Below are 25777 nucleotides of genomic sequence, written 5' to 3'. Positions count from 1 at the left end.
CCACCTGTTGACCTGCACCCATCCCTGAAACACACCGTTCGTACTGTCGCCGTAGAACGAGCCGAAGCCCTGTTTCCGAGTACCGTCCTGTCCGTTGCGGTCAGCCATGGCCATGGTTATCCAAGAGGACCCAGGGCGATCAGTGTTCCGGAAGCGAATGGAGTCGACTTCAAGGTTGTTGGGGATCGTAGGCATAGGCGCAGTTTCAAGCGCCGTAACCCGGGCTTCGAGGTCTTTCAACAGCCCCTCAAGCGAAGGGGCTCCCATCTTGTTCATGGCCATCGTGAACCGCCTTAGCTGATCGGAACTTCAAACTTGGATTTCTGGACAAGGTCAAGGTCAACGATTGAGCTACCGTCCTTCTCAGCCTTGATGGTGGAGCCAACGATCATGTAGTCGTTATCAATCTGCGCATAGTCGTTAGTGCGCGACTCAAGACGGAGGTACTGGCCCATGTTCGCTTGACGGAAGAACCCAGGGTGTATCTGATCCGGATAGATACGGACCGTGGGGATGATGGCCGGTTCCTTAGAGCGGTTAAGCTGAATCTTCGCCTTGTCCGCGAGAAGCGCAAGGTTGACCCTGCCGTGTTCATCCTCAGGGTCAATCCGAATACTGTGCCGAGTCACGACGTTCTTAATCGGGACAGGGGACTTAGAACCGTCGTTGGGGTCCATGCCAGGGGACCACTCCGTCACCCACGGACGCCACTCCTTAGCCTGCCTGTTGTTGTTCAACTGGCCCGGAGTGCCGACGGCCGTAGAGATGTTGGCGTACGTGGACGCGTCGATAAGCAGGTCAGTGACCTCGCAGTTCTCGCGGTCCACGAGCGTCAAGGGCTTGAGAGCGCCACCAGCGCTAGGTACCTTGAGCTGTACCGGCTCGCGACTCTTAGTGAAGGAGACCTGCGGGATAAGGACAGTGTCCGGATAACGACCCGTGTAGTCGTTCTCCGGCTCACCCTTCATCGTGTGGTTGATGTTCGACGGCCCGACCCTTACCGGAGCGTCGTACAGGTAGAAGCCGTCACGGTTGTCTGCCCACGTGTAGAGCAGGTCAAGCACCGTGTTGAACTGGCCGTACTCGAACGTCACTTCCCGCTCAACGTCCTTGCGCTTAGGGTCAACCCAAATCGCTGAGTGGATGCCGGCATTCAGGTTCGAGGAGCGCATAGCGCAACACCAGAGAGCGTCGACAACATCCATGTTGCCCTTCTGGTTGTTGTAGCCGTCGAACCGGGCACGGTCGCTAGTCCGGTACTTCTGGAAGCTGAGGAAGTCACCTGCGTTGATCGTGAGCGACTGAGCCGCGAAGTCAGCGCGGCAAGTCCACGCGATACCAGCGAACATGGAGAAGCCGTTGTAGACAACCTCGATAACCGTGTCGTACGGATAGACCTCGCCGCGTAGAACGCCCTCGGGCTCACCGCCGAGAGGCAGGGTCACAGTCGCCGTGTTCGGCTCGTCAATGGTGGACGTAAGCGATATCTCAAGCGCCGGTACAACCTTCTGGAGAGCGAACCGGAAACCCCAGTAGATTCGCTTAGTGCCCTTGGTCTCCGATCCGGTCCCTAGGTCCGCCTTGTCATAAACCGGCTCGTCCATGACCTCACGCATACGCGGACCACGCTTGTAGATACCGACTTCCCAACCTTGACCGGTAAACGCGGCCTTCGGCTTCTCACTCCGAGGAGAAATCTTGTAGTAGTCAGGAACGCTATAAGGCTCCGGCTCTATGAGGTCAGACATTGGCAATCCTAAGCAGTGCAATTCCGCGCAAAGGAGAAGGGCCCGACACAAGCCGGGCCCTCCCTCTACTTCTCTATCAGTTCAATGGTGAAATGGCCTCCACCCGTAAGGGCCTGAGAACCGCCGCTAGCCCAGTAGCCCTGAATCAGCGGGTACAGCTCAGACCCCTCAGTAAGACGGACCTTCTCAAGCACACAAGGGTTGGACATCTGATACTCGTTACGAGTCGAGGTCTCCGACCATGAGCCGGTAGAGGGCCAAACGGTCGTTTCCTTACCACCCGCCTTAGTGCTCAACCGGCTACGAACATAGACAAGCTGATTGATGTTCGGACGTCGAACCTCAGCCTGATACGTAACCCGGTAGTCGCCAGTCTTCGGGATGATGACCGCAGAGCTAGGCACAGTCCGGCCGGAATGACTCTCTACCTTGTCGACGGCTTCGAGGCCGTCAAGTGTCGAGAACCGCCACGAGATCAGGCTAGCCTTATCCTTGTCGTGGGGTGCCAAAGAACCGGCCTTAGGCTGGGCGATACCGAGGGAGCGCATAGGCCAAACCTTGCGCCAAGCGCCGGCCTCTCGGACCTTCACCTCACTGGGCTTGACCCACTTACCGCCCCTACGAACCATGAGGGTCTTAACGTCAAGCGGCTTCCCGCCGCGATAGACCTTCACGTCGCCACCAGGAAATCGCCGTCCTTGGCCTGAGGCGAGTCCGTGAACCATGTACGGGCTCGGACCTTAAGGGCCCCGTCCTGTTCAACGTCCTTAGCGTTGAGAGCTGCGATCTCGTCAGCGATGGAGCCCAGGGGCGCCACCCTGAGCGAGCCCCGAACCTCAACGTCCTTGACGAACAGGGCGTTGTGTTCGTAGCCCGTCGTCAGGTCCCCCAGCTGTCCGGCCGGACCAGCTTCCCCGCGTGACCCCTGAGGCCCCTGAGAGCCCCGTGGGCCCTGGGGGCCCTTCTCGCCCTGGTCTCGAACCCACAGGCCGTCAACGGTCTTCACGTACCGGAAGGCCGTGGCCAGGTCCGTGTACTGCGTGCCCGTGGAGAAGTGCGCCAGGGCCTCCGTGGGTACCTCGACGCCAGGGGCTCCACGCCGGCCAGGACCAGACCGGCCAACCACGAACTGAGTGCCGGTGAAGCGGCGGTCCGTCACCGTGCCGTCCCTGTGGACGCACAGGAGAAGAGCCCGCGGGGACGGGGCTGCCTCAGTCTCCGTGGACAGGATCTCGAAGGGCTCCGGATGCTCCGGGGTGCCCTCGTTCGGGTACTCCGCGAAGTCGATCGGGAGGAGCCAAAGGAACTCAGTCGCCAGGGTGAAGGTAGACGACACCGGCTCGTCAGAGACGATCTGATAGAGGCCGGGGACCTTCTCGTTCTCACCCGGGGTGTCCGGCGCGAACGCAGTGCCCGGCTCGATCTTGTAAGCAGAGCCGCTAACGATCGACACCTTAAACGCGTCCTCAGAGCCGAAGCCCTTAGCCGCGTCCTGCTGATCACTGAACCAACGGCGGAACGTCCGAGCCGGATACTCCTTACCGTTAACAAAGTTGACGTGCTTCATTGAAACTCCTTAGATGAACTGTCCGCCGTACCACGTCACAAACCCGTGAGCATTGCCGTTAATCGGGGTGTCACTCTTGCCGGGCAGGATTGACCAGTACTCGGTAGTTGCGATCTCTTCCGCCTTGCGGAGAGTTCCGACATGCCCCCAGGCCCCGCCGGTCCTGTCCTCCTGGCCGAAGGCGACCGTCCGATGTTTGATGTCCTGCTTAATCGGCACCCCGTTGACCTCAAGGCTGATCTTCCCTGAGTAGGTAGGCTTAGCCTCAGGAGTGCACACGCCCTCCGGGTACTTAGCCGCATCCGGCCGGAACACGAGGGACTGACCGGTAAGAACGGTCACGTCCTCGGCAAGCTCAATCGACCACAGGTCATTGAAGTAGTTCCGGCGGTTCAACGTCGGGTTAGCAACAGGACCGTTAATCGAGGCTTCCCAGTCAGGGCCGATCGGACAAGCCTTGTCGTCTCGATCCTTAGCGTTGTTCGTGATGCGGGTAAGCAGCTCCTTACCGGCAGAGTAGTTCGACGGCAGGTGCAGCCCCTCACGCTCCTTGAACACGAACGGAGCCTTAGCGCCACCAGCCGTGTAGCCGGCCGCAGTATCCATGCGGGCTGTAGCTTTGCCGTACCCGTTCATCGTCGGATTGTGACAGTACAGCTCAATGTCAATCCGGGCTGCACCACGTTGAGCGTAAGCCTCATCAAGCTTGATGTCACGCTTCTGTACCATGCCCTTAATCCAAGCCGCGCCGCCGTTAGCGACACCCGGAATCGTGAAGTGCAGTTCGATCTCTTCCTGATCCAGACCGTAACCGATAGGGAAAGCCCAGTTGAGTTCATTGATCACGTTGTTGATGTCCTCATCCCCGGAAGCGAGGATGTTCATGCTTAGCGTGATAGACCGTCCGCCGAGATACTGAGTGCCCTTCCACATGCCATCACGGGTGATAAGCCTCTGATAGTTGGTGAAGAGTTCAGGCGCAGAGGTAAGGCCCACTACCTCTACAGGGGCGACGGGGAATACTCCGCCAAAGCAGAAGCTTCCCCGCCGAGTCTTAGACATGAGAGTCCAAGCAGCCGGTATCGTGCCGTCCGGCACCCGTGTAGAAACGCGCATCACATACCCCTTATCGCCCAAGCAACCTCACGACCAATGTCAAACGGATTAGCGTCCGTGTTCGCGTTAACGGTCACGTTCTGAACCGTCTGCGCCTTAGCGTCAGCCCCGTAGTTCTTCGGCGCGTTCAACGCGTCGGCCATGCCGGCCCCGGAGGAGAACCCCCGACCCTTACCGGCCCGCAGATTCGTCACGGCGTCCGTGAAGGCCCGCACGGCACCGGGAACAGCCGAGTACGCCGCGTACAGCCCAGGCCCCTCAGGGGCCAACATGCGCTGTGCCTTAGCCTCAGAAGCAACCCGGTTGATCTCGGACACGACCTTCGTCGTGTTGACCTCAACGTTGATCGTCCACGTCTGAGAGGTCACCGAGTTAAGGGCCGTCTTCATGGCGTCGCACGCCGTCTCTACATGATCCCTAGCAGTCGACATAGCGGACTCGACCTTGCCTGGGAACTTGTCCCACTCCTCGCCGCCCTTCATGGGCACAGCGCCAAGTTCAGTCGTCGCTGTCTTCGAGTGGTCACTAATCGCTGTGTTGATGTCGCGAAGAACTTGAGCCGCCTGCTGACCCAGGCCCTCCCAAGCCTTAGTACTCGTGACGTTCATGTCCGTCGAGCCCTTAGACGCCTGTTGAACGATCTCGTCCCACGTCTGACGGCTCTTATCAGACATCGAGTCATAGGCGCTCTTGGAGTTCTCAGCGGCCCCGTTCAAGGCGCCGTTGATACCGTCCTTAGCCGTATTGGCCCCGGTAGTGGCCTCAGCCGCCATGCGCTCCGCCTGCAAGCGCATGTTGTCCGCCATAGACGTAGCCCCAAGCTCAAGGGTCTCAAAGACGGTAGCGCCCTCAGTCTTCATGGCTTCCATATACGTAGACCACGAGAGGTTAGCAGCGGCCGCAGCTGCGTCTACACGGATCTGCGCGTTCTCAGCTGCCGTGCCAATACCGTTGTTGATCTCGTCCGTATACTCACCGATAGTGGTCCAGTCAGTCAGTACACCGTTCTTCATCTGCTCGTGCTCAGTGGCCACATTGTTAGCCATAGTCGAGATTTGAGCAGCGATGCCGGACGCGATAGAAGACGTCATAGAGCCGAGATCGTCAAGCGCTGTAACCGTCTCTTCGGTCTTCTCTTCGGTGAACCCAAAGAACTCCTTGACGGCCGGGAGAGCTGTCCCTGTGGCCCAATCGATGATGCCTTCGCTAAGCTCAAGAGCACGAGAGTTGGCCTGTAGAAAGGCCGCAGTCATGCCCGCAAGAACAGTCACAAACTGAGTGATGTAGGGCAGAAGGTCAATTACGGCGTTCAACATGTCGATGAAGGCGTAAGCCATCTCTTCAATGTCGTCCTTGTGATCCGCACCAGTCGTGAAGATCCGGCCTAGAGCATGACCCAACTCAACCATCAGATCAGGCGCGATCTCAGCCATAGCCCCGGCGAAGTCAGCGAAGCCGTCAACGATCGGGTCAAGCATAGGAGCCAAAGCCTCGAAGACCTCACCAAAGGCAGCGCCGTGCTCGGACAAGTCTTCGAAGAACTCACCCAGCACAGTACCTAGGTCTTCCATCCCGGTAACCATGCTTTCGGCGAAGCCGTTAGCGGCTAGGTTATCAAGAGCGGAGGTCAACGGGTCGATAAAGTTATCTATGAAGCCGGTAAAGCTTCGGATCATCGGGTCTACGAACTTAGAGCCCGCATTGAAGAAGTCTTCAAGCTTACCCTTTGACTCAACCGCCCATTCGCCAATCCTAAGCAGTGCATCTTCAATCGCGGGGATTAGATTCGAGTCCGACAAAGCAGAGGCGAAGGTTTCGCGGATCTTGATGAAGGTGTCAACTGCCTTTTCCTTCGTCTTCTCAAGCTTCTCGCTGAACGCGATGAGCGCTGCACCCGCCGCGATGGGTGCCAGGGGCGCCACCATCACGCCGATAAGGCCGATCCAAGCGCCGGCCAGAACGGACACCATCGCGACGGCCGCGCCGAGAACGCCGATCAGCATCCCGATCGCAGCGACGACGAGCGGCCCCATGACGCCGATGTTCCCTATGAACCCCGTAACGCCTTGAGTGAGCTTTGAGAAGCCGTTAGCTCCCAGGTCTAGGCCCTCTTGGACCCCTGCCATCCCGCCCCGCACGGCGCCGCTGATGGCCTTGCCGAAGCCGACGAACATGTTCTTCACGCCGTCCATGGCGCGGGCCACATTGCCCAAGAAGCCCCGGTCAACACGCGCTTGAATGTTGACCCTGCGACGACGAGTAAGGGCCTTAATCTTGAGTTCAGCCGCGCCGGTGTCCGCGTCTACCTTGACCTGTTGTCGCCGGGTGACCTCGCGCAAGAACCGATTCACGGCCGTCGCACGACGCAGCTCAACGTCAATCATCATCCGGCGACGCCGACGTGTAGTCCTGTCGATGTCCCGTTCAGCCGGGTCGGTATTGCCGTCAACGTCAACCGTGACTCGGCGGTCCCGAGTGGCTAGAGCGATCTTCTCCTCAAGCTCCGAGACATCGGCCGTCACCTTAATCGCCAGCTTGGCGGCTTCTTCAATCTGATCCAATACCGTCTGCAACCGGGTCCGGAAACCATCGGTATCCGGAAGGATCTTGATATGAAGCCGCCCCGCTTCACCACCACCAGGAGAAGCCATAACCCTACCTCCTATCGAACAATGAACGGAGGGGGCACAGCCTCATCGGGGCCCGAAGGCGCGGGCCCCTTCCCTGATCTGTTAAGCACTGAATCCGGAAGCTTCGCGACAGCGCGAGAGTCCGAAGACGAGGTAGCGAAAGCCGCCGCGAAAGCGTTGACCTCGTTCTTGGCGCTAACCCCCGGACGGGGATACGGCTTAGGCTTCTTGACCTTAGCCGACTTCTTACCGGCCGCTACGGCCGTGCTTATGTAGTTACCCCACTGCGAGAGGTCAATGAGGTCTGCCAGCATGTACGTATTCAAGTCCCAGCCCAGGTACTCCGGGCCGCCCCGGAAAGCCGCAACCGTGGCTGAGTCAAGCGGAAGATGCCCCACAAGGCTAAGGACAAGCCTAGGCGTAAGGGAGCCCGTGAACAGGCCCCTAAGGTCTATGTCATAGAACCTCAGGAAGTCCGCGTGTAGCTCCCCGCCATACTCGTCAAGAGCCTTGTAGAGGCTTAGGCTTCCGGGCCCTCAGCACCATCCATCCACGATTCGAAGATCTCGACTCGGGACCCAAGGGGGAGCTTTTCCAGCATATCGGCAAGGTCCTTCTTGTGGTCCGCCGCAGCGATAAGCGCGTTGTCCATCGCATCAATGCGGTTGAGTTCAGAGACCTTCTTAGACTGCACGGCCTCGATGTGAGCGAACACCGCCTTAAGGTCCTTCTTCGGGAGAACCATGATCGGGCGAAGGTGAACCTTGACGCCCTCCGGGCCCTCAATGAAGACGCCTTCGGAGGCGTCCTTCTCCGCAGAGTCCTTAAGGTCAAAGAAATTCAGAGTAGCCATGATGAAAGTCCCTTCTGTGGCTAAGTCCCTTCCAAAGGAGAAGCCCCGGCCGGGGAGGAAGGGACAACTAACGACCCGGCCGGGGAGCAAAGAAAGACTACCTAAGCAGTGCAATTTAGAGCTTGGGGGTGGGCGGCTTAGAGGGAAGCTTGCGCTTCCGGCCGATCTTGCCCATGCCGCTGATGTCCTCAGAGCCCAGGATGTTGCCCTTAACGGGAACCTCGGAGAGGGCACCAGGATCAAGGGTCACCGAGTCGGACCCGATGAACGTAACCTTCGGGTAGTAGAAGGTCAGATACTCGTCAGCGTCCACGGCGAGAATGAGAAGGCTGTGGTTCTGAGGCTGAGGCACCATCGGGATGAGGAAGTCGCCGTTAGCGTCGGCGCCGTCCTTGGAGCCGTAGTACAGCCGGAACGTCTGGTCGGTGAAGTCGTGACAAGCGATCGTCAGAGAGAACTGCTTGGCCGGGGTAGTCGTCTTGATCGACGGGTTCTGCCAGCTGCCAAGAACCTCGGGGTCGTCACCCTCGTTGGCAAGCTCAATGCCATTCTCAAGGGATGTGTTACCGATGTTCTTCCACTTGTTACCGTGCTCGTCCTCGAACGCAGTGACAGACGCCGGAATGCCGCCCGGAACCCAAGGCTCAATATCCTCATGCTTCGGGGCCTGAGTGCCCGGGCGGGTCTTAGTGACGCCCTCTTCCTCATACTGAGTCTCAGGGATGCCGATGAACACGTAACCGGTGCCGGCCGCAAGAGCCTGACTGTTAACCTCATTAGTCTCGTCAGCCATAGAGCTAACCTCCTAAGCAGTGCAATTTGGGTGAAAAAAGAAAGAGCTATCGCACTGGCTTAGTTGAGACCATGTACGTAGCGACAAACCGGAAGAGCTCCGGCTGATTAGAGGACAGCTCATCGTTCGTGACCGGCATCGGCCCCGACAGCTCACGGAAGTGCGCTAGGAAGCCTTCGCCCTCGATGAGCGTCTGATTCCGGCACAGCTCACGGAGCCAAGCGCGAACGTGCCGAGCAACCCGAGAAGCCTCACGACGGCTCGCGGAGAATGTCTGAACCGTGAACATGCCGTTGTCCAAGAACTCGGTAGCCGGGGCCTTACCGCCCGTCTTGTAGACCGCAAGAACGGTCTCCCCCCGCGCTATCCGCTTGTGCAGATCCGCCGGGATGCGGAAGAACGTTTCAGGGTGATACCCCTGTAGGGCCTTGATGACGATGAACTCAGAGTCGGGAAGAATCACCATCCGTTGATCCCCCGCTCAATGAAATGGATGCCCTCAACCCACTTAGAGCCGTCCTCCGTGAAGTGCCCGTAGTTCTTCGACAAAGCGTTGGGGTCCGTCGTGTAAACAACGTAGTCCTTATCGTTGGCCCGCTTCATCTTGATACTCGCCAACAGCTCACCCGACTTGGAGTGAGGGGCCGCGATAGAGCGGACGCGAGAAAGAGTCCCGTTGGCCTCGCGCTTAACCGCGTGGTTGACGACCGACATGGAAGCGACTTCTTCATCAAGCTTCGGCCTAGTCCAAGCCATAGACCTCAGCCCCCTCGACAATCGCAGAGACGAACTCAGTAGCAGGACTGCCCCTGTGCCAGCGGGGCGGATAGACCGCGTAGAACGGCTCTCCATCGATGTCGACGCGAGACCACTTCCGAAGGCCGGCCACGGCGTTCATGAACAGCTTGTAGCGGATCGGGGAAGCGTCACCCGCCGATACCTCACCGCTTTCCATGGGCTGTACGAAAGCCCTGACCGCGACGGGGGCCCCACTCGCCTTAGGAGCGAGACCCCCATAGCCGTCGTCCTGCATGGACAGCGGATAGACCAGCACGGACACAGGTGCGTTATCCAACAGCACCCCTACCACCTGCCGGTTCGGTAGAGCCTGTGGAACGTCGGAGTGTGCGTGATCCGAACCGCGCTTTCGAGCTGCACGCTTCTAAGGCCCCGAACACCCATCGCCTTCTCAATGAGAGCGATCTCCCCGGCCGTGAGCCCCAGGCCCAACGCGGACTGCTCCGGACGCCGGTAGCTGTACTCACCGGCCGTCTCGGAGACGTAGCCCTCGGGATTGCGCACCTTGCGTTCGGCGACGGCCAGGAGTACGGCCTTGACGCCAGGGGGCAGACTGCCAGGGTTCGAGAACCAACCCGTCTTGCCGTAGGTGGACACGACCGCAAGCGCGTCGTAGATCGCACCCCAAGCCTGTGCCCGCTCTTCTTCATCAGTAGGAGCGGGCTTACCGAGACGGGAGTAGAGGTCTTCAAGAAGACACATGAAAGAACCTCCTAAGCAGTGCAACTTGAGTTAGCGACGAGCCTTAGGGGACGCCTGGGCCTCCTCCTGGGGTTCCTCGGCGTCGAACTGGATCGCTCGACGCATGTAGCCGGACCGCTTGGCCTTGTCCTCGTGCCACTCACCCGGCTTGCGGGTAACGATCGGGTTGTTGTTCGTGATCGGGTGGTACTCCTTCTTCATCTCCCCGTCCGTGTAGAAGATCGGTTCCATGACCGCAGAGAACCCGGCGAAGGTCGAAAGAACCTGACGATCACTAAGGGTGTTGGAGTTGTAGTCACGGATCGATCGGACCGCCGCGCCGTTCGAGGCGAGAGAAGCGCCAGACTTCACCGAGGGAGGAGTCATCGGGGAACGGCTAACGAAGATGAACGCGGACGGGTGGAGCGCAATCACTCGCTTCTCGTCAATGAGCTGGGAGACAACCACGGTGAAGCCGAAGTAGCGGCCGATGGTGGCCTCACGCAGCGCGGCCGAAGTGCCGGCCTCGTCCACGCGGGTAAGCACCGGAGAGTTGAGCAGAGCGGCTTCGACGGCGGAGCCGACAAGAAGAATGCGGCTCTGAGTCGGAACGCCGTACTTGTTCAGCTTCGCGCGCGCGTCAAGAACAGCCTTCCGCAGGCCGGCTTCCGTTAGCTCAGCCTTATAGCCGAGGGGGGCCGCGGCCTCCTGCATAAGCGAATGCAGGTGCATCTCAATGCGCTCAGCAACGGCGCGAGTCTGCGGGGCGGTAACCTGACCACCAAAGTCGTCAATGTTGAGCGTGAGCTGTTCGTCGGTAAGGTCAACCGCCGAGTACAGGTGCTTGTTCAGGCGAACCGGCATCTTGGACTCATTGAGAACATCAGTGATGATCTGACGGTTCTTCTCGGCAGTCTCCGGGTTCGACTGCTCACCGAGACGCCAATCAAGCTCACGAGCTGCGAGCTTGCTCGGGCGCCGCACGTTAACGGTGTCATCCTTGGCGCCGTTGAACTCAGCACCGGCAGACTTGGCGACAAAAGCGCCAAGGATCAGCTCGTCCTCAAGCAGACCAAGAGCCTGCTTAGCAAGAATCTCCTGAGTGTTAATGCCGTGAGTGGCGGTAATGGTAGCCATAAGCTAGTCTCCTAAGCAGTGCAGTTTGAGCGTTTAGAAATAGGTCTTCGGAATGCGGGCCGCAAGCTCCGCCGGGGACAGGTCGTTAAGCGAACGCTCCTGAGAACCACCCGGCGTAAGACCGCCCTTCCCGATAACAGGCGCAGACGAGACCAGAGCGGCAAGCTTCTTAGCCGACTCCTCTAGAGCGTCTTCCGTGTTCCCGGTAAGGAACTCGCGCGCGTCAGAAGACAGGCCGTAGCGATCAGCCACCGTGTTAGCGGTAAGCTGACGTTCCATATCGGCCTTCTCCTTGTCGGACGCCTTCTTAGCCGCCGACAGCTCCGCAATCTGAGCCCGCATAGTCTCAAGCTCAGCCGCAGTGTCAGGAGCCGCCTTCTTGGCCGGCTCCTTAACCTCAGGAGTCTTCTCCGCCACAACCTCCGGAGTGAATACCTCCGCAGGGGTAGGAGCCTTCTCCTTCGGCTTCTCCTCAACCTCAGGGGTCTCGGAATTCTTCTTGTCGTAAGTCTCAGCCATCACTCTTGTCCCTTCTTGAAGGCCGTGTACTTCTTGCCGCCCTTAGACGTGCGGGTCTCCGTGTTCTTGTAAAGCTGTTTAGCCTTCTCAGTCCACTCGTCACCGTCAATGCCCCGAGTGAACACAGGCACCGGCTGACAGAAACAGTTGTCGTGGAACGCGGCCCTAGCCGTTCGGCGACTCTTGTACGAGACTCCTCGGGAAGCGAGCATGATGCAGTAAGCACAAGGACTTGGAGAGTTGATCTGAATGTAGAAGCCGATCGCATCCTTATCGCGCTCCACGGCGTCCGCGACAGCGTCTCGCCCCGCGTCCTGGACCTGCTTGACCGTCGCGCGCTCCTGGGCCCGCACAGCCGCCGCCATGGCCTCATCGAGCTTGGCCACGAACTCGGGGTCCGTGAGATCCACGCGGGCCTTCCCGGCCTCGCCCTTCCGCAGCTCCCGCAGCACACCCCCAGGGCCCTGGGAGAAGTACCCGTTGGCGACGGCGTTCCGCTCCGCCCAGGCGGACGGCTCCGGGATTGCGAACCCCGTGTCGAGCCCCTGTAGGTACCTGAGCCGTGAGTAGTAGTCCCGGGCCAGTTCACGGGACCGGCGCCGGAACGGCAGGATGACCGCTAGAAAGCGCTCAAACCAACCCGCCTCATCATCGGCCAGGTCCGAAGCCGGCGCCCCCGCAAACAGGTCGTGAACGGCCTTCTCAGCCTCACGAGCTAGTTCCTCTTGCGCGGCGTGGAACCTGACCGACTCAGCGCGAATCTTACTTTGCAGGTTTCTTAGCTGCTGCGTTGCTGACCGGGGCCTTGTCGCCATTCTCAGCCCCCTTCACCTTCATGGCCATCTGCTGATCGGCCAAGTCCTTAGCGACCTGAGCTTCCTTCTCCTGCTGCTCCTTCATGAGCTTCACAGCTTCTTCAATGTCAGTCTCGGAGAAGCCGGGCATCTTACGGAGAACGATCTCCGGCGGAATGCCCATCTGAGTCAGCTTGAGGCCGGCGTCCGCAGCTTGAGCAAGAGAACGGTTACCCCTGTCCGACCACATGACGATAGAGTCCGTATCCTCGAACCCCGGCTTGTCTCCGCGAATCAGTGCGCAAAGACGGAACATGGAAGCCCACGCTTCACCGAAGTTCGACTGAAACTCACTAACCCGCCGCATGAACGCGACTTCCGCACTGGCCATAGCGTCCGCGCTAAGGTTCGCCATCTGCGTACCGAGAAGGTACGTAGGAGGAGTCTGCGTCACCATGCACATGTGCCGGATAGCCTGCTCAATGCTGTCTTGCATATCCGTCGTAGCGGACCCCGGGATAGAACCGAACTTAGTGTTCGGGTCCGGGCTAACCAACATCGTGGACGGGTCGATAACCGGCGGGATAACCTTAAGCGCGCCGCTTTCGTCGTACTGCTCGTTGCCGTTGAAGTCGAGAAGGGGAACAGGCGCGAGACCAGTAGCCCAGCGGATAGCAAAGCTCGTCATGTGCTGCGACACGAGCTGTGACAGCTGAACCTGATTGATCCGATCCTGAGTGCCAAGGATCGGCTCTACCAGCCCCATAGACCTACCGAGAAGGTCAAGCTGTGTCGAGAAGCGGACCACAGGGCAAAGCCCCATGCCGTGAGCCCGGCCCTTAGAGACGACCGTAGCCTTAGACGTAAGGCTCACGTCGTAGACGTGCGTCTCATCCACGAAGAACCCCGTAAGAGGGTCCGAGTCCGACAGAGGGCGGTTCGGGTGCTCAAGGTAGAGCGCGTAGAGCGGGAACTCATCAAAGGCCGGGTCCTCGTAGTGCGCCACGAACCGCAACGGGTGATAACCCCGAACCACCGGCTTCTTAGCATCCTTTTTGTCCGGCAGTACTGTGACGAAGGAGTGCCCAGTCTCAAGCGCCGCACGGTGAATGTGAGATTGACGCTCGTTGAGCCGGTTAACCGTCCAGTCTTCCCACTCAGTGGGTAGTTCCTTGGTCTCCTTGCCCCGGACGTAGCCCTCAACCTGCATCGCGTTAACCGGGGCATCCACGATAAGCGGGATCAGGTTGTTGATCGACCGCTTAGCCAAGTCCTCGTACTCAGGGTTCGACTTCTTCGGAAGAAACGGCGGGTTATGGAACCCTCGGCAGTAGTTGTCGATGCGTATGAGCCGATCCTGTTCCGCAATGAGACTAGAGAACGCAGCATCAATACGCTTCTTGACGACAGCTTCCATAACACTTACCCCTAAGCAGTGCACTCTAGGGCAAGCTAAAAACCGCCAATAGAGCTGAGGGCCGCAGCCCGGACAACAGAACCGTTCAACTTCCCCGCCTCGACCAACCGGCGGCGGGCAATGCAGCACAGAAGCATGGCCGCATAAGCGTCAATCTTCTTCTTAGACTCTCGGGACTCCTTGCCGAAGGACATCCCGTACTGGTTGTAACGCTTACGAGCGTTCTCAACATGACGCTTAAGGCGACTGTTGCCGTCATGCTTAAGCCGATGACTCTCGATAGCGCCAACCATCGCTTCATGCTCAGTCGTGATCTCACGCTGATTCTGACGCATGTCAAAGCCGACGGTAGACTTACCGTTAGCCTTAATCTCAAGCTTGTTGGCGTACGTCTCCGACCACTTGTTAACGTAGGTCTCCCAGCGGGCCACATCAGAGAAGAACGCGATCACGTTGTAGTTCGCGAAGATGTGAGCCACCTTGTCCGAGACCTCTTCATGGTCGATAGACCAGTTCTTCCCCTGGGGTCCGTCAGGCTTCTCCCAAAGGGCAAGGAGCTGAACGTACTGATCTCGCGCGCGCATCGCGACAATCGCTGTCGAGTCATCCGTTTCGCCACCGTCAAGCCCCAGGATGATGCGCTCTCCGCGCCTGATTTCCTCGCCGGCGCCGGCCTCGCAAGCCGCCCAGTCCTCGGGGTTGACGATGGCGTCATCAGCCATTGTGATCGTGTTCAAGTACTTGCGCTTGGACACGTCGAGCGGGACAGAAGCAGACCAAATCTCAGGGATGATCCGCTTAGGGTTAACCCACCAGGAGTCACCGCGGGCTGCCTCGATAGCCGCCGTAAGCTGCTCAAGGTTCGACATGTCGATACCCGGCGGGGCCTCGATGCTGTCGTAGTAGATCCCGGTGTCCTGCATCTTGCCGTCACGAACCGCCTGGTAGTCGTACCAGGCCCGTTCAGCCACCGAGTCTTCACCGAGAACCGGGGCGTTAGTGATCTGCATTGTCCGGCCGCCGACCTTCGCGCAGTTAGCGCGGATCGTGTCCATGAGCTTATGCCCGTGATTACCCTCAACCCAGTGCCACGTCTCATTACAGAGGGCTAGCGACGGCCGGCCACCCTCCGCAGAACGGTAAGAAGAAGCCTTAGCTTCAAGCCGAGCCCGAGTGCCCTTAGCGTTAATCGCGTAGGTCTTCTCGGCTCCAAGCTGCACACTGAACAGCTCCAGAGACTCAGGCTTCATGAAGCCCTGAAACGCGGAAATCGTGTTCGTGTTCTGGTCAGAGCTAGTCGAGAAGACCTGAACCCACGGTTCTGCAACCTCGATCGCTATCGGGTTGCCGTCCTCGTCCCAGCCGCCGAACCGGCAAGGCCCCAGGAGCTCAATCCAGAGGATCGACGCCCAGAAGGGGTCTTTACCGTGACCCTTCATCCGCCGCATAGTCCCGGAGTTGTAGCGGAACTCCCCGGCGTCATCGATCTCGTACCAGCGAGCTATGACCTTCTTCTGTTCCGCCGTGTACTCCCAGTCATCCCGGAAGTGCTCTTTAGCCCAAGCGAAGATAGCCGGGGCAAGAGTTCGGTTACGAGGAGGCACATAGTCCGGCATAGTCCGGACTGCTTCATAGGTGATAGCCACTGGGGCGGTACTCCCTCCGGTAAACGCGAGGGACGACAGCCCCGAGCTAAGCATGAGTGGGAGCCGGTATCGTTCTATCCGTGACCGACTACACAAGCCCTCAGATTGAAGGCCACGTGACACAAGAAATGATTGACGCCTGTCTGTCAATCGTGGAAGGGTGGTACAACGAAGGCCGGAAAGACTGGGCGGACATCTGGGATCGCCTCGACGGCACAAAGCTGGAGGACGGTACCTGTCTCGATCTACCGACAGACCTTCGATCTCCCGTATACGCAAAGCTCAAGCGAGAAGTTCGAAAGACCGAACGATGATCAGGCTTCGTCGCCGGATGTGAGAGCCTGGCAACCTCCTAAAGAGACCTCTTGCCGGAGGACCCTTATCGAAGACCACCCTCTTGCCTGGGGGGTGGTCTTTCGGTTTCACCAGCCCAATTCGGCATCAACCTTCGACATGTACTCGGCTACCTCAGCCTCGATGTCCCGCGTATCCGTCTGTGTCAGCTCAAGGTCAAGAGCGCGACGCGCGGACTCAGTGGCAAGCAACATCGTGAACGCCTGCCGGAACATCGAGAACACCCGGCCGGACATCTTCCCGACCCGCTGATAGTGCTTCGACAAGCAGTCCGCGACGAACTCAGCGAACACCCAGTCCGAGGGCTGGTAGTAGATGCTCTGCCCCGACTCGTCAAGAGCCGTGTAGAACGTCTGGGCCCTAAGGTGCCACTCCTCGTTAACCGGCGGAGCCGCGTGCTTCTCTACGGGCGTCTCAAGGCGCATCCGGCGCCGAGAAGCCTCCGTAGTCATCATCTCCTCAGCCTGCCCCAGCACGGCTGAGAACAGCTCAGCGTTAAGCATCGGAGACCGGAGAAGCTGTGACATGTGATCCGTGAGGATCTTGAGAACCGCCCAGTCGGACGGCTCGAAGTAGAACGACTGCCCAGAGGCCCCGAACGCCGCGTAGAAGCGCTCCGCCATCGGGTGCCAGTCCTCGCCCTGGGCGGACGGCTGGGAGACCGGCACGGCCGCAGCTGACGGCGTCCTCGTCACGGCCTCCGTGGTCCTGTGGTGGCCCATCACCTCATCCGAGCGCTTCGGCACGGGTCCGCGCTTGGCCATACGGCCACCTCCTGTCAGTGGGTACGGGTACGGTCGGCGCCATGAGCAACAGCGACATCTACGACGACGGGGCCCCCTTCGGGGCCGGGCAGAACTGGCGACTTGGACAGGCCCGGCCTGACGGCCTGCGGGCCGGCGACCGCGTCCTAGGCTGGATCGCAGGACCCTTCTTCACGGCCAAGTTCACCGCGACCGGTCCCGGGGTCTACGTGGAGGAGCTGGGCGCGTGGAAGGTCCCCGTGGACCAGGACGAGACCCTGACCATCCCGGAGCAGGTAGGCGTCATCTACGGCCGAACCGAGGAGTCCTACCGGCTCCACCTGTACGGCTAACCGCGACCACCAGGAGCAGGACCAGGGCCCCCGCAAGGGGGCCTTTGTCGTGCACGCTCTCCGTGCAGAACGTGACGAAGAACCCTCACCCTGAGTTACCCCGGCGATACGGCCAATGTTCAGAACCCCGGTTCAATCCGAGCTGCTATCACGTATCGATCAGGATGAATCGCGCTTAAGGGGTTACCCCCCACCCCTTAGGGGTCCCTTAGTGCTGTTTCTCACACAAGAAGCTCTGAGTTGTTCTTTCTCACAAAGCTTGTTTCAACGCATGAACTGTTTGCGCTTAAGCTTTGTCAATCACTTCTTTGTGTTCTATGCTTCTGTGTGTGCGTATGTGTGCCCTTACCCACCCCCCTCTATGTGGGGGTACTGTGCATGAGGGGCTTATGCATGGGCACGGGCTCTATAGGGGCTGCGCCGTGTGGCCTTGCCTTAGGGCCTGTCTTCCGTGAGCTGCACTCTGTGCGCTTAAGCGCTTCTTTGTGTGTTAGGCTCTTATGTATCCAGGGTGGTTCTGTCGACCCCTGTCACGCAGAGCCCGTCTCTTAGCGGCTCTTGCTTGAGCGGCTTCTTGAGCGGTCTTCTGTGCGTGGTGGTAGCGGCATAGGGCCTGTAGGTTGCTGAGGCCGTGGTTAGACCCTGGGATGATGTGGTCTACCTCCGTGGCAGTGAGGTAGCACGGTAGGCCGGTATCGGCTCTCTCCCATTGGCACAGTGAGCTGTCTCGCGCCATGACGGCGCGTCTGAGGCTTCCCCAGTTAGGCGGTAGGAAGTTCTTCCGGTTGTCTCTTCCGGTAGACCAGTTCCAGTTAGTCAAGGCTGGCTCCCTACTAGTAAGGCGACTGGTGAAGGAGCCTTACCCAGCCAGTCTGTCTGAGAGCCCTTAGGGGGCTCTATCAGTAAGCAGTCAGTCAGTCTGGGAGTCTGTCCGCTTTGCTCCCAGCCTCTCAGTGCTCCCCCCTCTTTCTCCCCCCTCACTAAGTACATACATGGTCGTTCCCGGGTTCATACCCCCTAAGCTGCTGTGATGTGTGTCATAGTCCCTCAGTTTGCCTAAGCAGTGCAACCCGGGTTAGAGTGGAGGCACAACAACAGAGAGGGAGGCGATTGAGTGAAGATCGCTGAGGAAATCCGCGCCTGGTTGACTGAGGTCGTGATTCCGGGAGGAACCTTGATACTGGGGTTCCTCGCTTGGCGAGATGCCAGGAAGAAGGACGACGACGATGACCAGGGTCAGGCAAGCTGACAGCGGAGAATGGGAGGCCCGGGGCGCTCTAATCGCCCCGGGTCCCCCGGACCTCGGATCTTACAGGATCGCCCCAGAGCAGAAAGCAGGGTTGTAGAACATGGACCGTGGTAACCCGTGGTTGGCGCCGCTGGTGCTCCTCCTCGTAGTGCTCGTGACCGACCGGATCCCTATGCCCGAGTGGGCGCACTGGGCCGTCATGGTCCCGTGCGTCGCGGGCGCTGCGTGGTTGGTCGTGCGGAACGTACGAGCCTCCCGCAAGCGCAAGGGTGTCGAGTAAGCCAGGGGAGTCACCCGAAGGGCCCCCGCTTAAGCGGGGGCCCTTCGTGCATCCTGGGGCGCTTATCGAGTTGCCTAAGCAGTGCAATCTGTGCAATGCTTAGGGCATACCAACCGAGAGGGAGAGTCCGAGATGAGCATCATGACCACCGTTACGACCACGATGCCGGCCGACGATGTGGCTGGGCAGATCGTTGACTATGCCCTCTCCGAGGGCTCTGGCTGGGTCCTGACGGCTCAAGGGCGCGGCGACGCTGGATCGGTCGCGACGTGGTGGGACGTGCCCTCTACGGGCTTCGCGGTCATCACGGTGCAGCGCTCCGACTGGTTCAACGACGTGTTCACGTTCAGCCCTGATGGGCTGTCCGAAGCTAAGGGCAAGTGGGACCTTCTCCGCCGCCGCTTCGCTAACGGACTCAAGTAGCAGCCTGTAGCGCGACAACCCCTCAGGGCCCCCTTGTGGGGGCCTTTGTCGTATCCGGGGTAAGGGCTTAGCGTCAAGAGGGCTCTAAGGCTTAGTGGAGTTGCTAAGCAGTGCAAGAACCGCTAAGCTTGAGACATCAAGCCGGGGAGCGCGATAAGCGCCCTAACCCTAAGGACTAACCATGAAGCTCGCTAAGCTCAAGACGATCGTCAAGACCGCCACCGCCACCGTTGCCGTTTCCCTGGGGGTTGTTGCGGGTGTGGGCATGGCCGTGTCCCCCGCGTCCGCTGAGGCCCCCGTCAAGGCCCCGATTGCCCAGCACTGGGACGACAAGACGGTCGACTCCGTGAACGAGCACCTGACGGCCGCGTACGACCGGATTGGGGCTCAGGTCGCCGAAGCCTGCGGGAACGGCCACGTGGCCTGTGAAGTGGCGCTGAGCGCCGTTCGCAGCATGGGTCTGACCTACGGAGAGGGCACCGTGATCACGTGGGAAGAAGACGGCTCCTGGGGCATCGAGAAGGCTGGCAAGTAAGACCACCGGACTAAGGGACCTAAGGCGATGACTGAGACCGTGTACTTGACCGCGAACATCTTCGACAACCTCACCATGGACGATCTTCGGATAGCTGAGGCTGAGGCATCGGAAGAATGGGCGGAAGTCGGTAGGGCGACAAGCCTTCATGGGGACGTTGTCCGGTTGTGGGACTACCTCCCGTCGCAGGACTACGCCGTGTCTGTCGAGTTCAGGCAGGAAGGTGAGGCTGTGTGGGATCAGCAGTTCTTGACCCCCGAAGGGGCGGTTCGCCGCTTCACCCGCGTGGCCAATCGGTTCCTTGAATCGCTCCAAGCGGCTTAGTGATAAGAGTAAGAGGCCCCTACCGAGTAGGGGCCTCTTGCTGTACCCTGCGAGCATGAGTGATAGGCGCGTATTGATGATGGCAGTTGTGTCAAAGCTTCAAGTCGGAGATGAGGTGATCGGTCAGCTTGGCCGTTCTCCCCTTGCTGTCCCGTTCATCGTGGACGGCCCTGTTAAGGACCGTGGGCGGTTCTCTAAGCAGCTCGAAGTGAGCGGACGGGCTATCGATGCGGACGGCCTGTTCGTGATCCTTAGGGAGCAGCCTTAGTCGCTACTCGGGAGCACGCCACGTCAAGGTTAGGGTCGTCCTTAGGGGCGACCCTTTCTCATGCCCTTAGCGGTTTGACTCAAGCCTAAGCAGTGCAGTAGGGTAGGGGCATGAACGAGCGAGACAGGCAGACGTGGGAAGAACTCAAGGCCGATGCGCGCGGGTTGGGTGAGGACCTGGCCGGCGAATCTTTGGAGGCGGCTAAAGAGATCATGAAGCCGTTCATGGCGATTTGGCACCGTGAGATGAAGTCGTACGGGTGGGATGCCGACTCCAAGCTCATTGAGCTGGTAGAGGTCATGGGTAAGGGTTACGCCGAAGCTAAGGGGCTCAAGTGAGCAAGGTTGAGTGGCTGACGGGCTGGCAGCAAGACGACTGCTACGACCCGATCCATCGTGAGGCCCTTGTGAGGGTCGATGGGAGGGTTTGGCGCCTACATGACGCCATGCCGGGCTACGGCGGGTTCAGTGCCTACCACTACCCCTACGACGGGCATATGGTCATGGTGGACCGGGTGGAAGACCTGCTGAAGGCTTAGCGCTAACGCTTGGAGGGTCGCTCTTAGGGGCGACCCTCTTGAGTTGACTAAGCAGTGCAAGGCGGGTTAAGCTCTACTCATAAGAACGAGGGAAGAGGAACCCATGAAGCTGCTTACCGCTAACACTGCCCGCAAGCTCGTCCGCACCGTTGAGTATCAGGGTGATGACCGGTTCACCTTCAAGGGCATGAACGAGGGTGAGTACGCGGCCGGAATGCGCGAGTACCACCAGGGGCGCCACTGCCAAAAGTGCGGCGGACTCGGCAAGATCCTGGGCTACGCACACATCGAGGGCGGGAAGTGCTTCACCTGCTGGGGTGCCGGCCTCTCCGGAGAGGTCACCGTGATCCGTGAGTACACGGTCCTGAGCCGCGCGTGGCTTGAGCACATGGACGCGGCGGCCCCTCTGCTCAAGACCGACGTTGGCGCGTGGCTGGATGCGACGATGAACGCTCCTGAGGCCGGCGAACGAATCGTCACCGTGACGTTCTAAGACAGCAACGGCCCCCGCCAAAGCGGGGGCCGTCGAGCGTTCAACGGGGCTTCTCAGTCACCTTCTCGGTACTCCGGGAAGGGAAGGGAGGGTGCCCGGCTTGTCGGCCGTGATCAGCATCGTTCCCAGCTTCTTCCCGCACGGGGACGGGATGTGTTGATGGGTGACGTTCACGAACCCGGCGGTCTTCAAGCGGCGCTCCCACTCGTCCGGCGGGTAGTCCCATCGGGGCAGGTACATGGGGGCCCCGCCCTCCTGAGCCGGGGCGAACACGGATCCTTGAGGACCCACGCACTCAGGGAGCACGGGCGGGTTCTGCGAGAACGCGTACCGCCCCCCGGGGGCCAAGCGCTCAAGCACGGCGGGCAACAGGTCGTCGGGGTTGATGTACCACCCGGCCGCGTAGACGCTGTAGATCATGTGGAACGGGGCCGGGGACGTTTCGAGGAACCGTACGGCGTCGTCGCACCACACCGTGATTTCGGGGTAGCGCTCTTCCGCCTTCCGGACCTGAACCGAAGAGGAGTCGACGCCCTGAGACTCGGGGGCGAGTCCGGTTACGTGGGCGAGGTTCGCCCCCGCCCCGCACCCGAGATCCAGAACCCGGCGGGTGTCGTCAAGCTCCCCGAGCACTTCGACCCCGGGGCCCGTGTCCGGGTAGATGGTCCAGTTGAACCAGGATGCCGCCCCCTTGGCGTTCTTCCTGGCACGGCCGGGCCGACCCTTGGCCCACGAGTCCCACACTTCGGATTGACGCACGCTTATCCCTTGTTCGGTCACGGGGGAGCCCCCAGGGCCACGGGGAACCCTGGGGGCAGTCTGCTGCAATCGGCCCCGATAAGGCCGGGAGAACTCAACTCAGGCGCGAGAAGGGGTCAGTGGGTCGGGCTGTCGTGACACCCGGCGTGGCACTGCCCGCACTCGGCGGCCCCGGTCGCCGGCCAAAACTCGGAGTCGATCCGGAACCCGGCCGCGCGGACGGCCTTGACTGTCCGGGCCAGGGACTCCGTGCCGTCCTCCTGGCCGTCGCCGTCCTCGTCGTCGGGGACGTGGTGGAGGAACCGCCCGGCGGCGCGTTCGCAGTACACGGCGTAGTCCACGGTTCTCAGCACGAACGCGTGCCAGAAGTCGTCGACGGCCTTCGAGGGGGACAGCGGCTCGTACGTCGACGCGGACGCGGTGAGGTAGCCGACCATGGCGTACACGCCACGGCGGCCCTGCTCGTCGGTCAGCTCCGGCCGGTGCTTGCGCACGTCCGCGATGAGACGAGCGGACAGCTCCGGGGAGATCAGGGACAGATTGATCGGGGGCTGTATGGCTGTGGTCACTGTGTTGCCTCCTTGTCGACGCCACCCGCCCCGCGGGTGACTGATCGAGGACTACGAGTGATGACCACCTAGGAACGGGTTCCTAGGTGGTCGACCGACCCGCGCAACGGGTCGGGGCGTTGGGCGCCCGAACCGGGTTGTTGTCGGCGCCCCGGTCCGGGCGGTTGTCCGGAGGGATCACTACTCCCTGCCGGACGGTTCACGACTCATCCGCTTCCCCAAGCAGAGCCGTGAGCTTTGGATGCCCGGACCATCCCCGGGGGACGGAAGACGATCCGGGCTAGCCGGCCTCTCCCGCACGGGGGCGACGGGAAAGACCGGCGTTCAACGGGAGACCGCCAACGAGAGGATGAAGCCCACCGTTGCGGCCCCCACGAACAAGACCGTCCTACTGAGCACGGTCTTGAACGTGGCGAACACACTCCGGGCCCCCTTAGGCGGCATTGGAATCCGGCTCCATCAACGTTGAAGACAGGGCTTCTTCGAGCTGTAGGAGCCGGTCCACTTCCACGGCCAGGAGCAAGGCGCTAGCCCTTATGCGGAACTCCTCGCGGTCTTCCGCAGACCAGTCGTGGTCATATATCGGCCCGATGGTCACAGGTCTTCCCCGTCCACGAACACCACTTCGGCGCCCGGGATCAGGTCCTCGTCCGACGAGAACAAGCCGCTCTTGTCGGCGCTCGAAGGGTGCAGGGGGTGAGCCTTGAAGATCGCTTCGGCACGGTGGCGGAGGAACGCGGAATGCGTCCTCACCCCGGCCTGTTGGATCATGGCACCCTCGGAGCAGGGCAGGCATCCGGGCTGAGGCGTCGGCACCAACCGGGGCGCCGGGAGTATCGAGCTCACCGGTACCCCTTCCACAGGCTCACAAGCTTGCCCACGGGCGTCCCCAGAACGTTCGCCTTGCCGCGCTCGTTGTGGTCCGGGGCCCGGACCTCGTCCCTGGTGTGGTGCGTGGCGGAGCCCCCGGCCGGGGAGCGCAACCAGAGCCCGTCGCCCTCGGGGTCGCGTACGACCGTCCGGAGTTCGTTGCTCGCCTTGAGGACAACAATGTCCCCCTTGCCGATTCGCATCGGCCCACCTCCGTGAAAGTTTCACCTTGTGGCGTGAGTACGAAGGTAGGGAGTGGGGTTGGAGCAGGACTACGAAGTTCTACGGAGTTCTATGGGATCAACCCAACGCCTCTGAAGCGTCCTTGATCAGCTTCCGGGCCTTGGGGCCGTACACGGCCAACTTCCCGAACTCGTGGAACGCCTGGGCGTACTGGTGAACCTCGGAAGGCGTCGTCACGTTGACCTGTGCGGTCAGCGTCTCCACCTGGGCTTGCTCGTCGTCGTAGATGGAGAACGTCTCCAACATCCACATGCGCCGGTCCGCCGTGAAGGGGATCACCCCGAGGGAGACGGCGGGCAGGCTCATGACCGTGAGCAGGTACTCAAGCTGTTCCCGCATCTCGTTGGGCCCGCCGACACGGTGGCGCAGGACGGCTTCTTCGAGGAGGAAGGAGAACCGGTGCTGTCCTTCGCGGAGCACGCGGGATCGGGCGACGCGGGCGGCAACGGCCGCTTCAATGTCGTTCGGTGCGTTCCGGAACGCCGTGATTGACCCGAGGAGCGCACGGGCATAGCCGGGCGCCTGGCAGAGCCCGGGGACGACGTTGGAGCAGTACACGCGAAACGTGTTCGTGCGGTCGAAGAGAGGCACGTAGGACTCTTGAAGCCGCCGTAGACCGGTCTTCTGAAGACGGCGCCAGTCCACGTACATGTTCTCTGCGGTACGGGAAGCCGCAATGATGTCAGCGGCCATCCCGTCCGCCCCGCACGCCCGGCACCATGTGCGCACGTCGTCATCGGACGGCGGGGTTACGCCAGTCTCTAGGCGAGAGACCTTCGACTTGTACCAGCCGGTTCGGTCGGCTACCTCCTTGGCTGTGAGGCCGGCATCTAGACGGATCTCTCGCAAGCGGTCGGCAACGGCTTTGCGGGCTGCCTGAGCGCTCGATGACGGGGACGTGGGCATGGTGTTGCTGTGGCTCTAGATCCGGTATTCCTCGTGCGGCACAGCGCGTTCCCAGACGGCTTCGAACGCGTCCGTACACAGCTTGGCCACGGAGGGTTCGTCGGTCACGTCGTCGCCCAGGTAAGTGCCCTCCCCGGAGAAGTAGCCGAAGCGGACTAGCTTCCCGTCGAACACCCAGAAGTCGTTACCGGGCAACGCGATGTCGGAAGCCTGCTTGCGCGGCAACCAACGGATGCCCTCGCCGGCCGCGATGTTGGCGAACGTGCCGTCGTACAGGTAGCGGGTGTAGCGGCTGACGGGCTCCGAGACGATCCGGGCCCGGCGCACATCGACACCCCGCGCCACGGTCTCTTGCACCATGTCGAGCCACGGCCGCCACCAGGTGGACCGGTCGTCGGGGTTTGGCCGGTATCCGGCTTCCCACGCGGCTACGCGGGGGGCTTCGTCGGGGTCGTCGTAGTAGTCGCGCATCTCAAGGTGCAGCGCCGACGTACGGGACCCTGCCAGAAGCTCACTGAACGGTGGAGCGCTCTGCCACATCACAAGCCTCTCGGATCGCGTTGATCATGCGGAACGGGACCCGCAAGACGCCCTCACCGGGCGGGATGGGCCCTGTGGTGAGGCACTCGGCAATGGTTGCCGCGTCCGGGTTCCAGCCCTGAAACAGGAACTCTTGCCGATCTTCATCTACCCAAACGGTCGGGCAGTTCGCACCGTCGGTGTTCGGGTCCTTCGCGATGAACCTTAGAGCCATGATCCGTCTCCCGTGGTGATCGGTTCTACGTCGTTCCACGAACCATCATGTCCAAGCAGGGAGCGGGCAAGGATGGATTTCGCCGAAGTGGGGAGAGGGCCTACGAGCGCTACCAGGTGGCGTAAGGTCCGCGTAAACATGGCATCGCCCCCGGCGCTGGCCGGGGGCTTTGCTGTACCCGCATCCCTCTGACCTGCATGTATCATGTTGCAAGTTGGGTGTGGAACGCTGTGGGAATCCGGGACTGCCCCGCAGCGGTGAGCGGGAACGACCGCCGTCATACGCACTGGGACCGGGAAACGGTCCTGGGAAGCGACGGCCAGTAGGTGCCTGCCTCGACAGTCCGAGGTCGGCGTGCCCGCGAGTCCGAAGACCTGCCCGTTGCCCGCGCCCGGCCGATGCCGCGCGCGGTCATCC

At 60.8% G+C, this 25777-nt stretch carries 35 protein-coding genes and 1 riboswitch; of the genes, 10 read left to right on the top strand and 25 right to left on the bottom strand.

From position 1 onward, the window contains the following. Positions 1–293: 293 nt before the first annotated feature. From ACN20G_RS29910 to ACN20G_RS29835, 16 genes are all read right to left on the bottom strand, one after another. Positions 294–1748 (bottom strand): hypothetical protein, encoded by a 1455-nt coding sequence (locus ACN20G_RS29910; protein WP_424216356.1) that lies wholly within the window; start codon positions 1746–1748, stop codon positions 294–296. Positions 1749–1813: 65 nt separating this feature from the next. Beyond that, positions 1814–2422, bottom strand: coding sequence for a hypothetical protein (locus tag ACN20G_RS29905; RefSeq protein WP_424216355.1), 609 nt, complete (start codon positions 2420–2422; stop codon positions 1814–1816). Beyond that, positions 2419–3315 (bottom strand): hypothetical protein, encoded by an 897-nt coding sequence (locus tag ACN20G_RS29900; protein WP_424216354.1) that lies wholly within the window; start codon positions 3313–3315, stop codon positions 2419–2421. The genes ACN20G_RS29905 and ACN20G_RS29900 overlap by 4 nt, the downstream gene beginning before the upstream one ends. Before the next feature lie 9 nt (positions 3316–3324). Beyond that, complete coding sequence (locus tag ACN20G_RS29895; RefSeq protein WP_424216353.1) at positions 3325–4200, bottom strand: hypothetical protein; 876 nt, start codon at positions 4198–4200, stop codon at positions 3325–3327. Positions 4201–4430: 230 nt separating this feature from the next. Beyond that, a complete protein-coding gene (locus ACN20G_RS29890) occupies positions 4431–7082 on the bottom strand; it encodes a hypothetical protein (RefSeq protein WP_424216352.1) in 2652 nt (883 codons plus the stop codon). A gap of 499 nt (positions 7083–7581) precedes the next feature. After that, a complete protein-coding gene (locus ACN20G_RS29885; protein ID WP_424216351.1) occupies positions 7582–7914 on the bottom strand; it encodes a hypothetical protein in 333 nt (110 codons plus the stop codon). A 115-nt stretch (positions 7915–8029) separates the two neighbouring features. Then, positions 8030–8707: a hypothetical protein gene (locus ACN20G_RS29880; RefSeq protein ID WP_424216350.1), complete on the bottom strand. Its 678-nt coding sequence runs from the start codon at positions 8705–8707 to the stop codon at positions 8030–8032. Between the two features lie 46 nt (positions 8708–8753). Next, on the bottom strand, positions 8754–9173 hold the full coding sequence (locus tag ACN20G_RS29875) for a hypothetical protein (RefSeq protein WP_424216349.1): 420 nt from the start codon (positions 9171–9173) through the stop codon (positions 8754–8756). Next, positions 9167–9463, bottom strand: coding sequence for a DUF5403 family protein (locus ACN20G_RS29870; RefSeq protein WP_424216348.1), 297 nt, complete (start codon positions 9461–9463; stop codon positions 9167–9169). Before ACN20G_RS29870 ends, ACN20G_RS29875 begins: the two co-directional genes overlap by 7 nt. Further along, entirely contained in the window at positions 9450–9767 is a 318-nt protein-coding gene (locus ACN20G_RS29865) for a hypothetical protein (RefSeq protein ID WP_424216347.1), read from the bottom strand. The genes ACN20G_RS29870 and ACN20G_RS29865 overlap by 14 nt, the downstream gene beginning before the upstream one ends. Before the next feature lie 23 nt (positions 9768–9790). Beyond that, positions 9791–10207 (bottom strand): hypothetical protein, encoded by a 417-nt coding sequence (locus ACN20G_RS29860; RefSeq protein WP_424216346.1) that lies wholly within the window; start codon positions 10205–10207, stop codon positions 9791–9793. Positions 10208–10237: 30 nt separating this feature from the next. Continuing rightward, positions 10238–11323, bottom strand: coding sequence for a P22 phage major capsid protein family protein (locus tag ACN20G_RS29855; RefSeq protein ID WP_424216345.1), 1086 nt, complete (start codon positions 11321–11323; stop codon positions 10238–10240). Positions 11324–11356: 33 nt separating this feature from the next. Continuing rightward, on the bottom strand, positions 11357–11842 hold the full coding sequence (locus ACN20G_RS29850) for a hypothetical protein (protein WP_424216344.1): 486 nt from the start codon (positions 11840–11842) through the stop codon (positions 11357–11359). After that, a complete protein-coding gene (locus ACN20G_RS29845) occupies positions 11842–12657 on the bottom strand; it encodes a hypothetical protein (RefSeq protein ID WP_424216343.1) in 816 nt (271 codons plus the stop codon). The genes ACN20G_RS29850 and ACN20G_RS29845 overlap by 1 nt, the downstream gene beginning before the upstream one ends. Beyond that, a complete protein-coding gene (locus ACN20G_RS29840) occupies positions 12605–14053 on the bottom strand; it encodes a phage portal protein (RefSeq protein ID WP_424216342.1) in 1449 nt (482 codons plus the stop codon). Before ACN20G_RS29840 ends, ACN20G_RS29845 begins: the two co-directional genes overlap by 53 nt. Positions 14054–14088: 35 nt before the next feature. Beyond that, on the bottom strand, positions 14089–15699 hold the full coding sequence (locus tag ACN20G_RS29835; RefSeq protein ID WP_424216341.1) for a terminase: 1611 nt from the start codon (positions 15697–15699) through the stop codon (positions 14089–14091). Between the two features lie 80 nt (positions 15700–15779). Between ACN20G_RS29835 and ACN20G_RS29830 the strand changes: the two genes are divergently transcribed. After that, the gene (locus tag ACN20G_RS29830; RefSeq protein WP_424216340.1) at positions 15780–16013 is read left to right on the top strand and encodes a hypothetical protein; all 234 of its coding nucleotides are present in this window, start codon (positions 15780–15782) and stop codon (positions 16011–16013) included. Positions 16014–16121: 108 nt separating this feature from the next. On the opposite strand, the gene ACN20G_RS29825 is transcribed toward ACN20G_RS29830, so the two are convergent. Next, positions 16122–16817: a hypothetical protein gene (locus ACN20G_RS29825; protein WP_424216339.1), complete on the bottom strand. Its 696-nt coding sequence runs from the start codon at positions 16815–16817 to the stop codon at positions 16122–16124. 41 nt (positions 16818–16858) lie between these two features. Here ACN20G_RS29825 and ACN20G_RS29820 point away from each other — a divergent pair, with 41 nt between their 5' ends. Continuing rightward, positions 16859–17149 (top strand): hypothetical protein, encoded by a 291-nt coding sequence (locus ACN20G_RS29820; protein ID WP_424216338.1) that lies wholly within the window; start codon positions 16859–16861, stop codon positions 17147–17149. A 490-nt stretch (positions 17150–17639) separates the two neighbouring features. Here the strand turns inward: ACN20G_RS29820 and ACN20G_RS29815 are convergent, their stop codons facing one another. Further along, the gene (locus ACN20G_RS29815) at positions 17640–17885 is read right to left on the bottom strand and encodes an HNH endonuclease (protein ID WP_424217389.1); all 246 of its coding nucleotides are present in this window, start codon (positions 17883–17885) and stop codon (positions 17640–17642) included. Between the two features lie 378 nt (positions 17886–18263). Between ACN20G_RS29815 and ACN20G_RS29810 the strand changes: the two genes are divergently transcribed. From ACN20G_RS29810 to ACN20G_RS29775, 8 genes are all read left to right on the top strand, one after another. Beyond that, on the top strand, positions 18264–18398 hold the full coding sequence (locus tag ACN20G_RS29810; protein WP_424216337.1) for a hypothetical protein: 135 nt from the start codon (positions 18264–18266) through the stop codon (positions 18396–18398). A 412-nt stretch (positions 18399–18810) separates the two neighbouring features. Then, positions 18811–19101, top strand: coding sequence for a hypothetical protein (locus ACN20G_RS29805; protein ID WP_424216336.1), 291 nt, complete (start codon positions 18811–18813; stop codon positions 19099–19101). Between the two features lie 181 nt (positions 19102–19282). After that, positions 19283–19636, top strand: a complete 354-nt coding sequence (locus ACN20G_RS29800; RefSeq protein WP_424216335.1) for a hypothetical protein — start codon at positions 19283–19285, stop codon at positions 19634–19636. A gap of 27 nt (positions 19637–19663) precedes the next feature. Continuing rightward, the gene (locus ACN20G_RS29795; RefSeq protein ID WP_424216334.1) at positions 19664–19960 is read left to right on the top strand and encodes a hypothetical protein; all 297 of its coding nucleotides are present in this window, start codon (positions 19664–19666) and stop codon (positions 19958–19960) included. 55 nt (positions 19961–20015) lie between these two features. Beyond that, positions 20016–20228, top strand: coding sequence for a hypothetical protein (locus ACN20G_RS29790; RefSeq protein ID WP_424216333.1), 213 nt, complete (start codon positions 20016–20018; stop codon positions 20226–20228). Positions 20229–20338: 110 nt separating this feature from the next. Then, a complete protein-coding gene (locus tag ACN20G_RS29785; protein ID WP_424216332.1) occupies positions 20339–20566 on the top strand; it encodes a hypothetical protein in 228 nt (75 codons plus the stop codon). Next, positions 20563–20766, top strand: coding sequence for a hypothetical protein (locus ACN20G_RS29780; protein ID WP_424216331.1), 204 nt, complete (start codon positions 20563–20565; stop codon positions 20764–20766). The genes ACN20G_RS29785 and ACN20G_RS29780 overlap by 4 nt, the downstream gene beginning before the upstream one ends. 103 nt (positions 20767–20869) lie before the next feature. Further along, a complete protein-coding gene (locus ACN20G_RS29775; protein WP_424216330.1) occupies positions 20870–21259 on the top strand; it encodes a hypothetical protein in 390 nt (129 codons plus the stop codon). A 57-nt stretch (positions 21260–21316) separates the two neighbouring features. Here the strand turns inward: ACN20G_RS29775 and ACN20G_RS29770 are convergent, their stop codons facing one another. The 7 genes from ACN20G_RS29770 to ACN20G_RS29740 form a co-directional block, all read right to left on the bottom strand. Continuing rightward, positions 21317–22039, bottom strand: a complete 723-nt coding sequence (locus tag ACN20G_RS29770) for a class I SAM-dependent methyltransferase (RefSeq protein ID WP_424216329.1) — start codon at positions 22037–22039, stop codon at positions 21317–21319. A 95-nt stretch (positions 22040–22134) separates the two neighbouring features. After that, positions 22135–22587: a glycine-rich domain-containing protein gene (locus ACN20G_RS29765; RefSeq protein ID WP_424216328.1), complete on the bottom strand. Its 453-nt coding sequence runs from the start codon at positions 22585–22587 to the stop codon at positions 22135–22137. Between the two features lie 594 nt (positions 22588–23181). Continuing rightward, a complete protein-coding gene (locus tag ACN20G_RS29760) occupies positions 23182–23358 on the bottom strand; it encodes a hypothetical protein (protein ID WP_424216327.1) in 177 nt (58 codons plus the stop codon). Positions 23359–23429: 71 nt separating this feature from the next. Then, the gene (locus ACN20G_RS29755; RefSeq protein ID WP_424216326.1) at positions 23430–23660 is read right to left on the bottom strand and encodes a hypothetical protein; all 231 of its coding nucleotides are present in this window, start codon (positions 23658–23660) and stop codon (positions 23430–23432) included. Positions 23661–23757: 97 nt separating this feature from the next. Continuing rightward, on the bottom strand, positions 23758–24606 hold the full coding sequence (locus ACN20G_RS29750) for a helix-turn-helix domain-containing protein (RefSeq protein WP_424216325.1): 849 nt from the start codon (positions 24604–24606) through the stop codon (positions 23758–23760). A gap of 15 nt (positions 24607–24621) precedes the next feature. Further along, complete coding sequence (locus ACN20G_RS29745) at positions 24622–25146, bottom strand: DUF6879 family protein (protein WP_424216324.1); 525 nt, start codon at positions 25144–25146, stop codon at positions 24622–24624. Further along, positions 25118–25360 (bottom strand): hypothetical protein, encoded by a 243-nt coding sequence (locus ACN20G_RS29740; RefSeq protein WP_424216323.1) that lies wholly within the window; start codon positions 25358–25360, stop codon positions 25118–25120. Before ACN20G_RS29740 ends, ACN20G_RS29745 begins: the two co-directional genes overlap by 29 nt. 199 nt (positions 25361–25559) lie before the next feature. After that, a riboswitch (cobalamin riboswitch) is annotated at positions 25560–25756 on the top strand. The last annotated feature ends 21 nt before the right edge of the window (positions 25757–25777 follow it).

The organism is Streptomyces dryopteridis, from assembly GCF_049606955.1.
Lineage (GTDB): Bacteria > Actinomycetota > Actinomycetes > Streptomycetales > Streptomycetaceae > Streptomyces.
The sequence above is the reverse complement of the archived record's forward strand: the minus strand, read 5'-3'. Positions and strand labels throughout refer to the sequence as shown.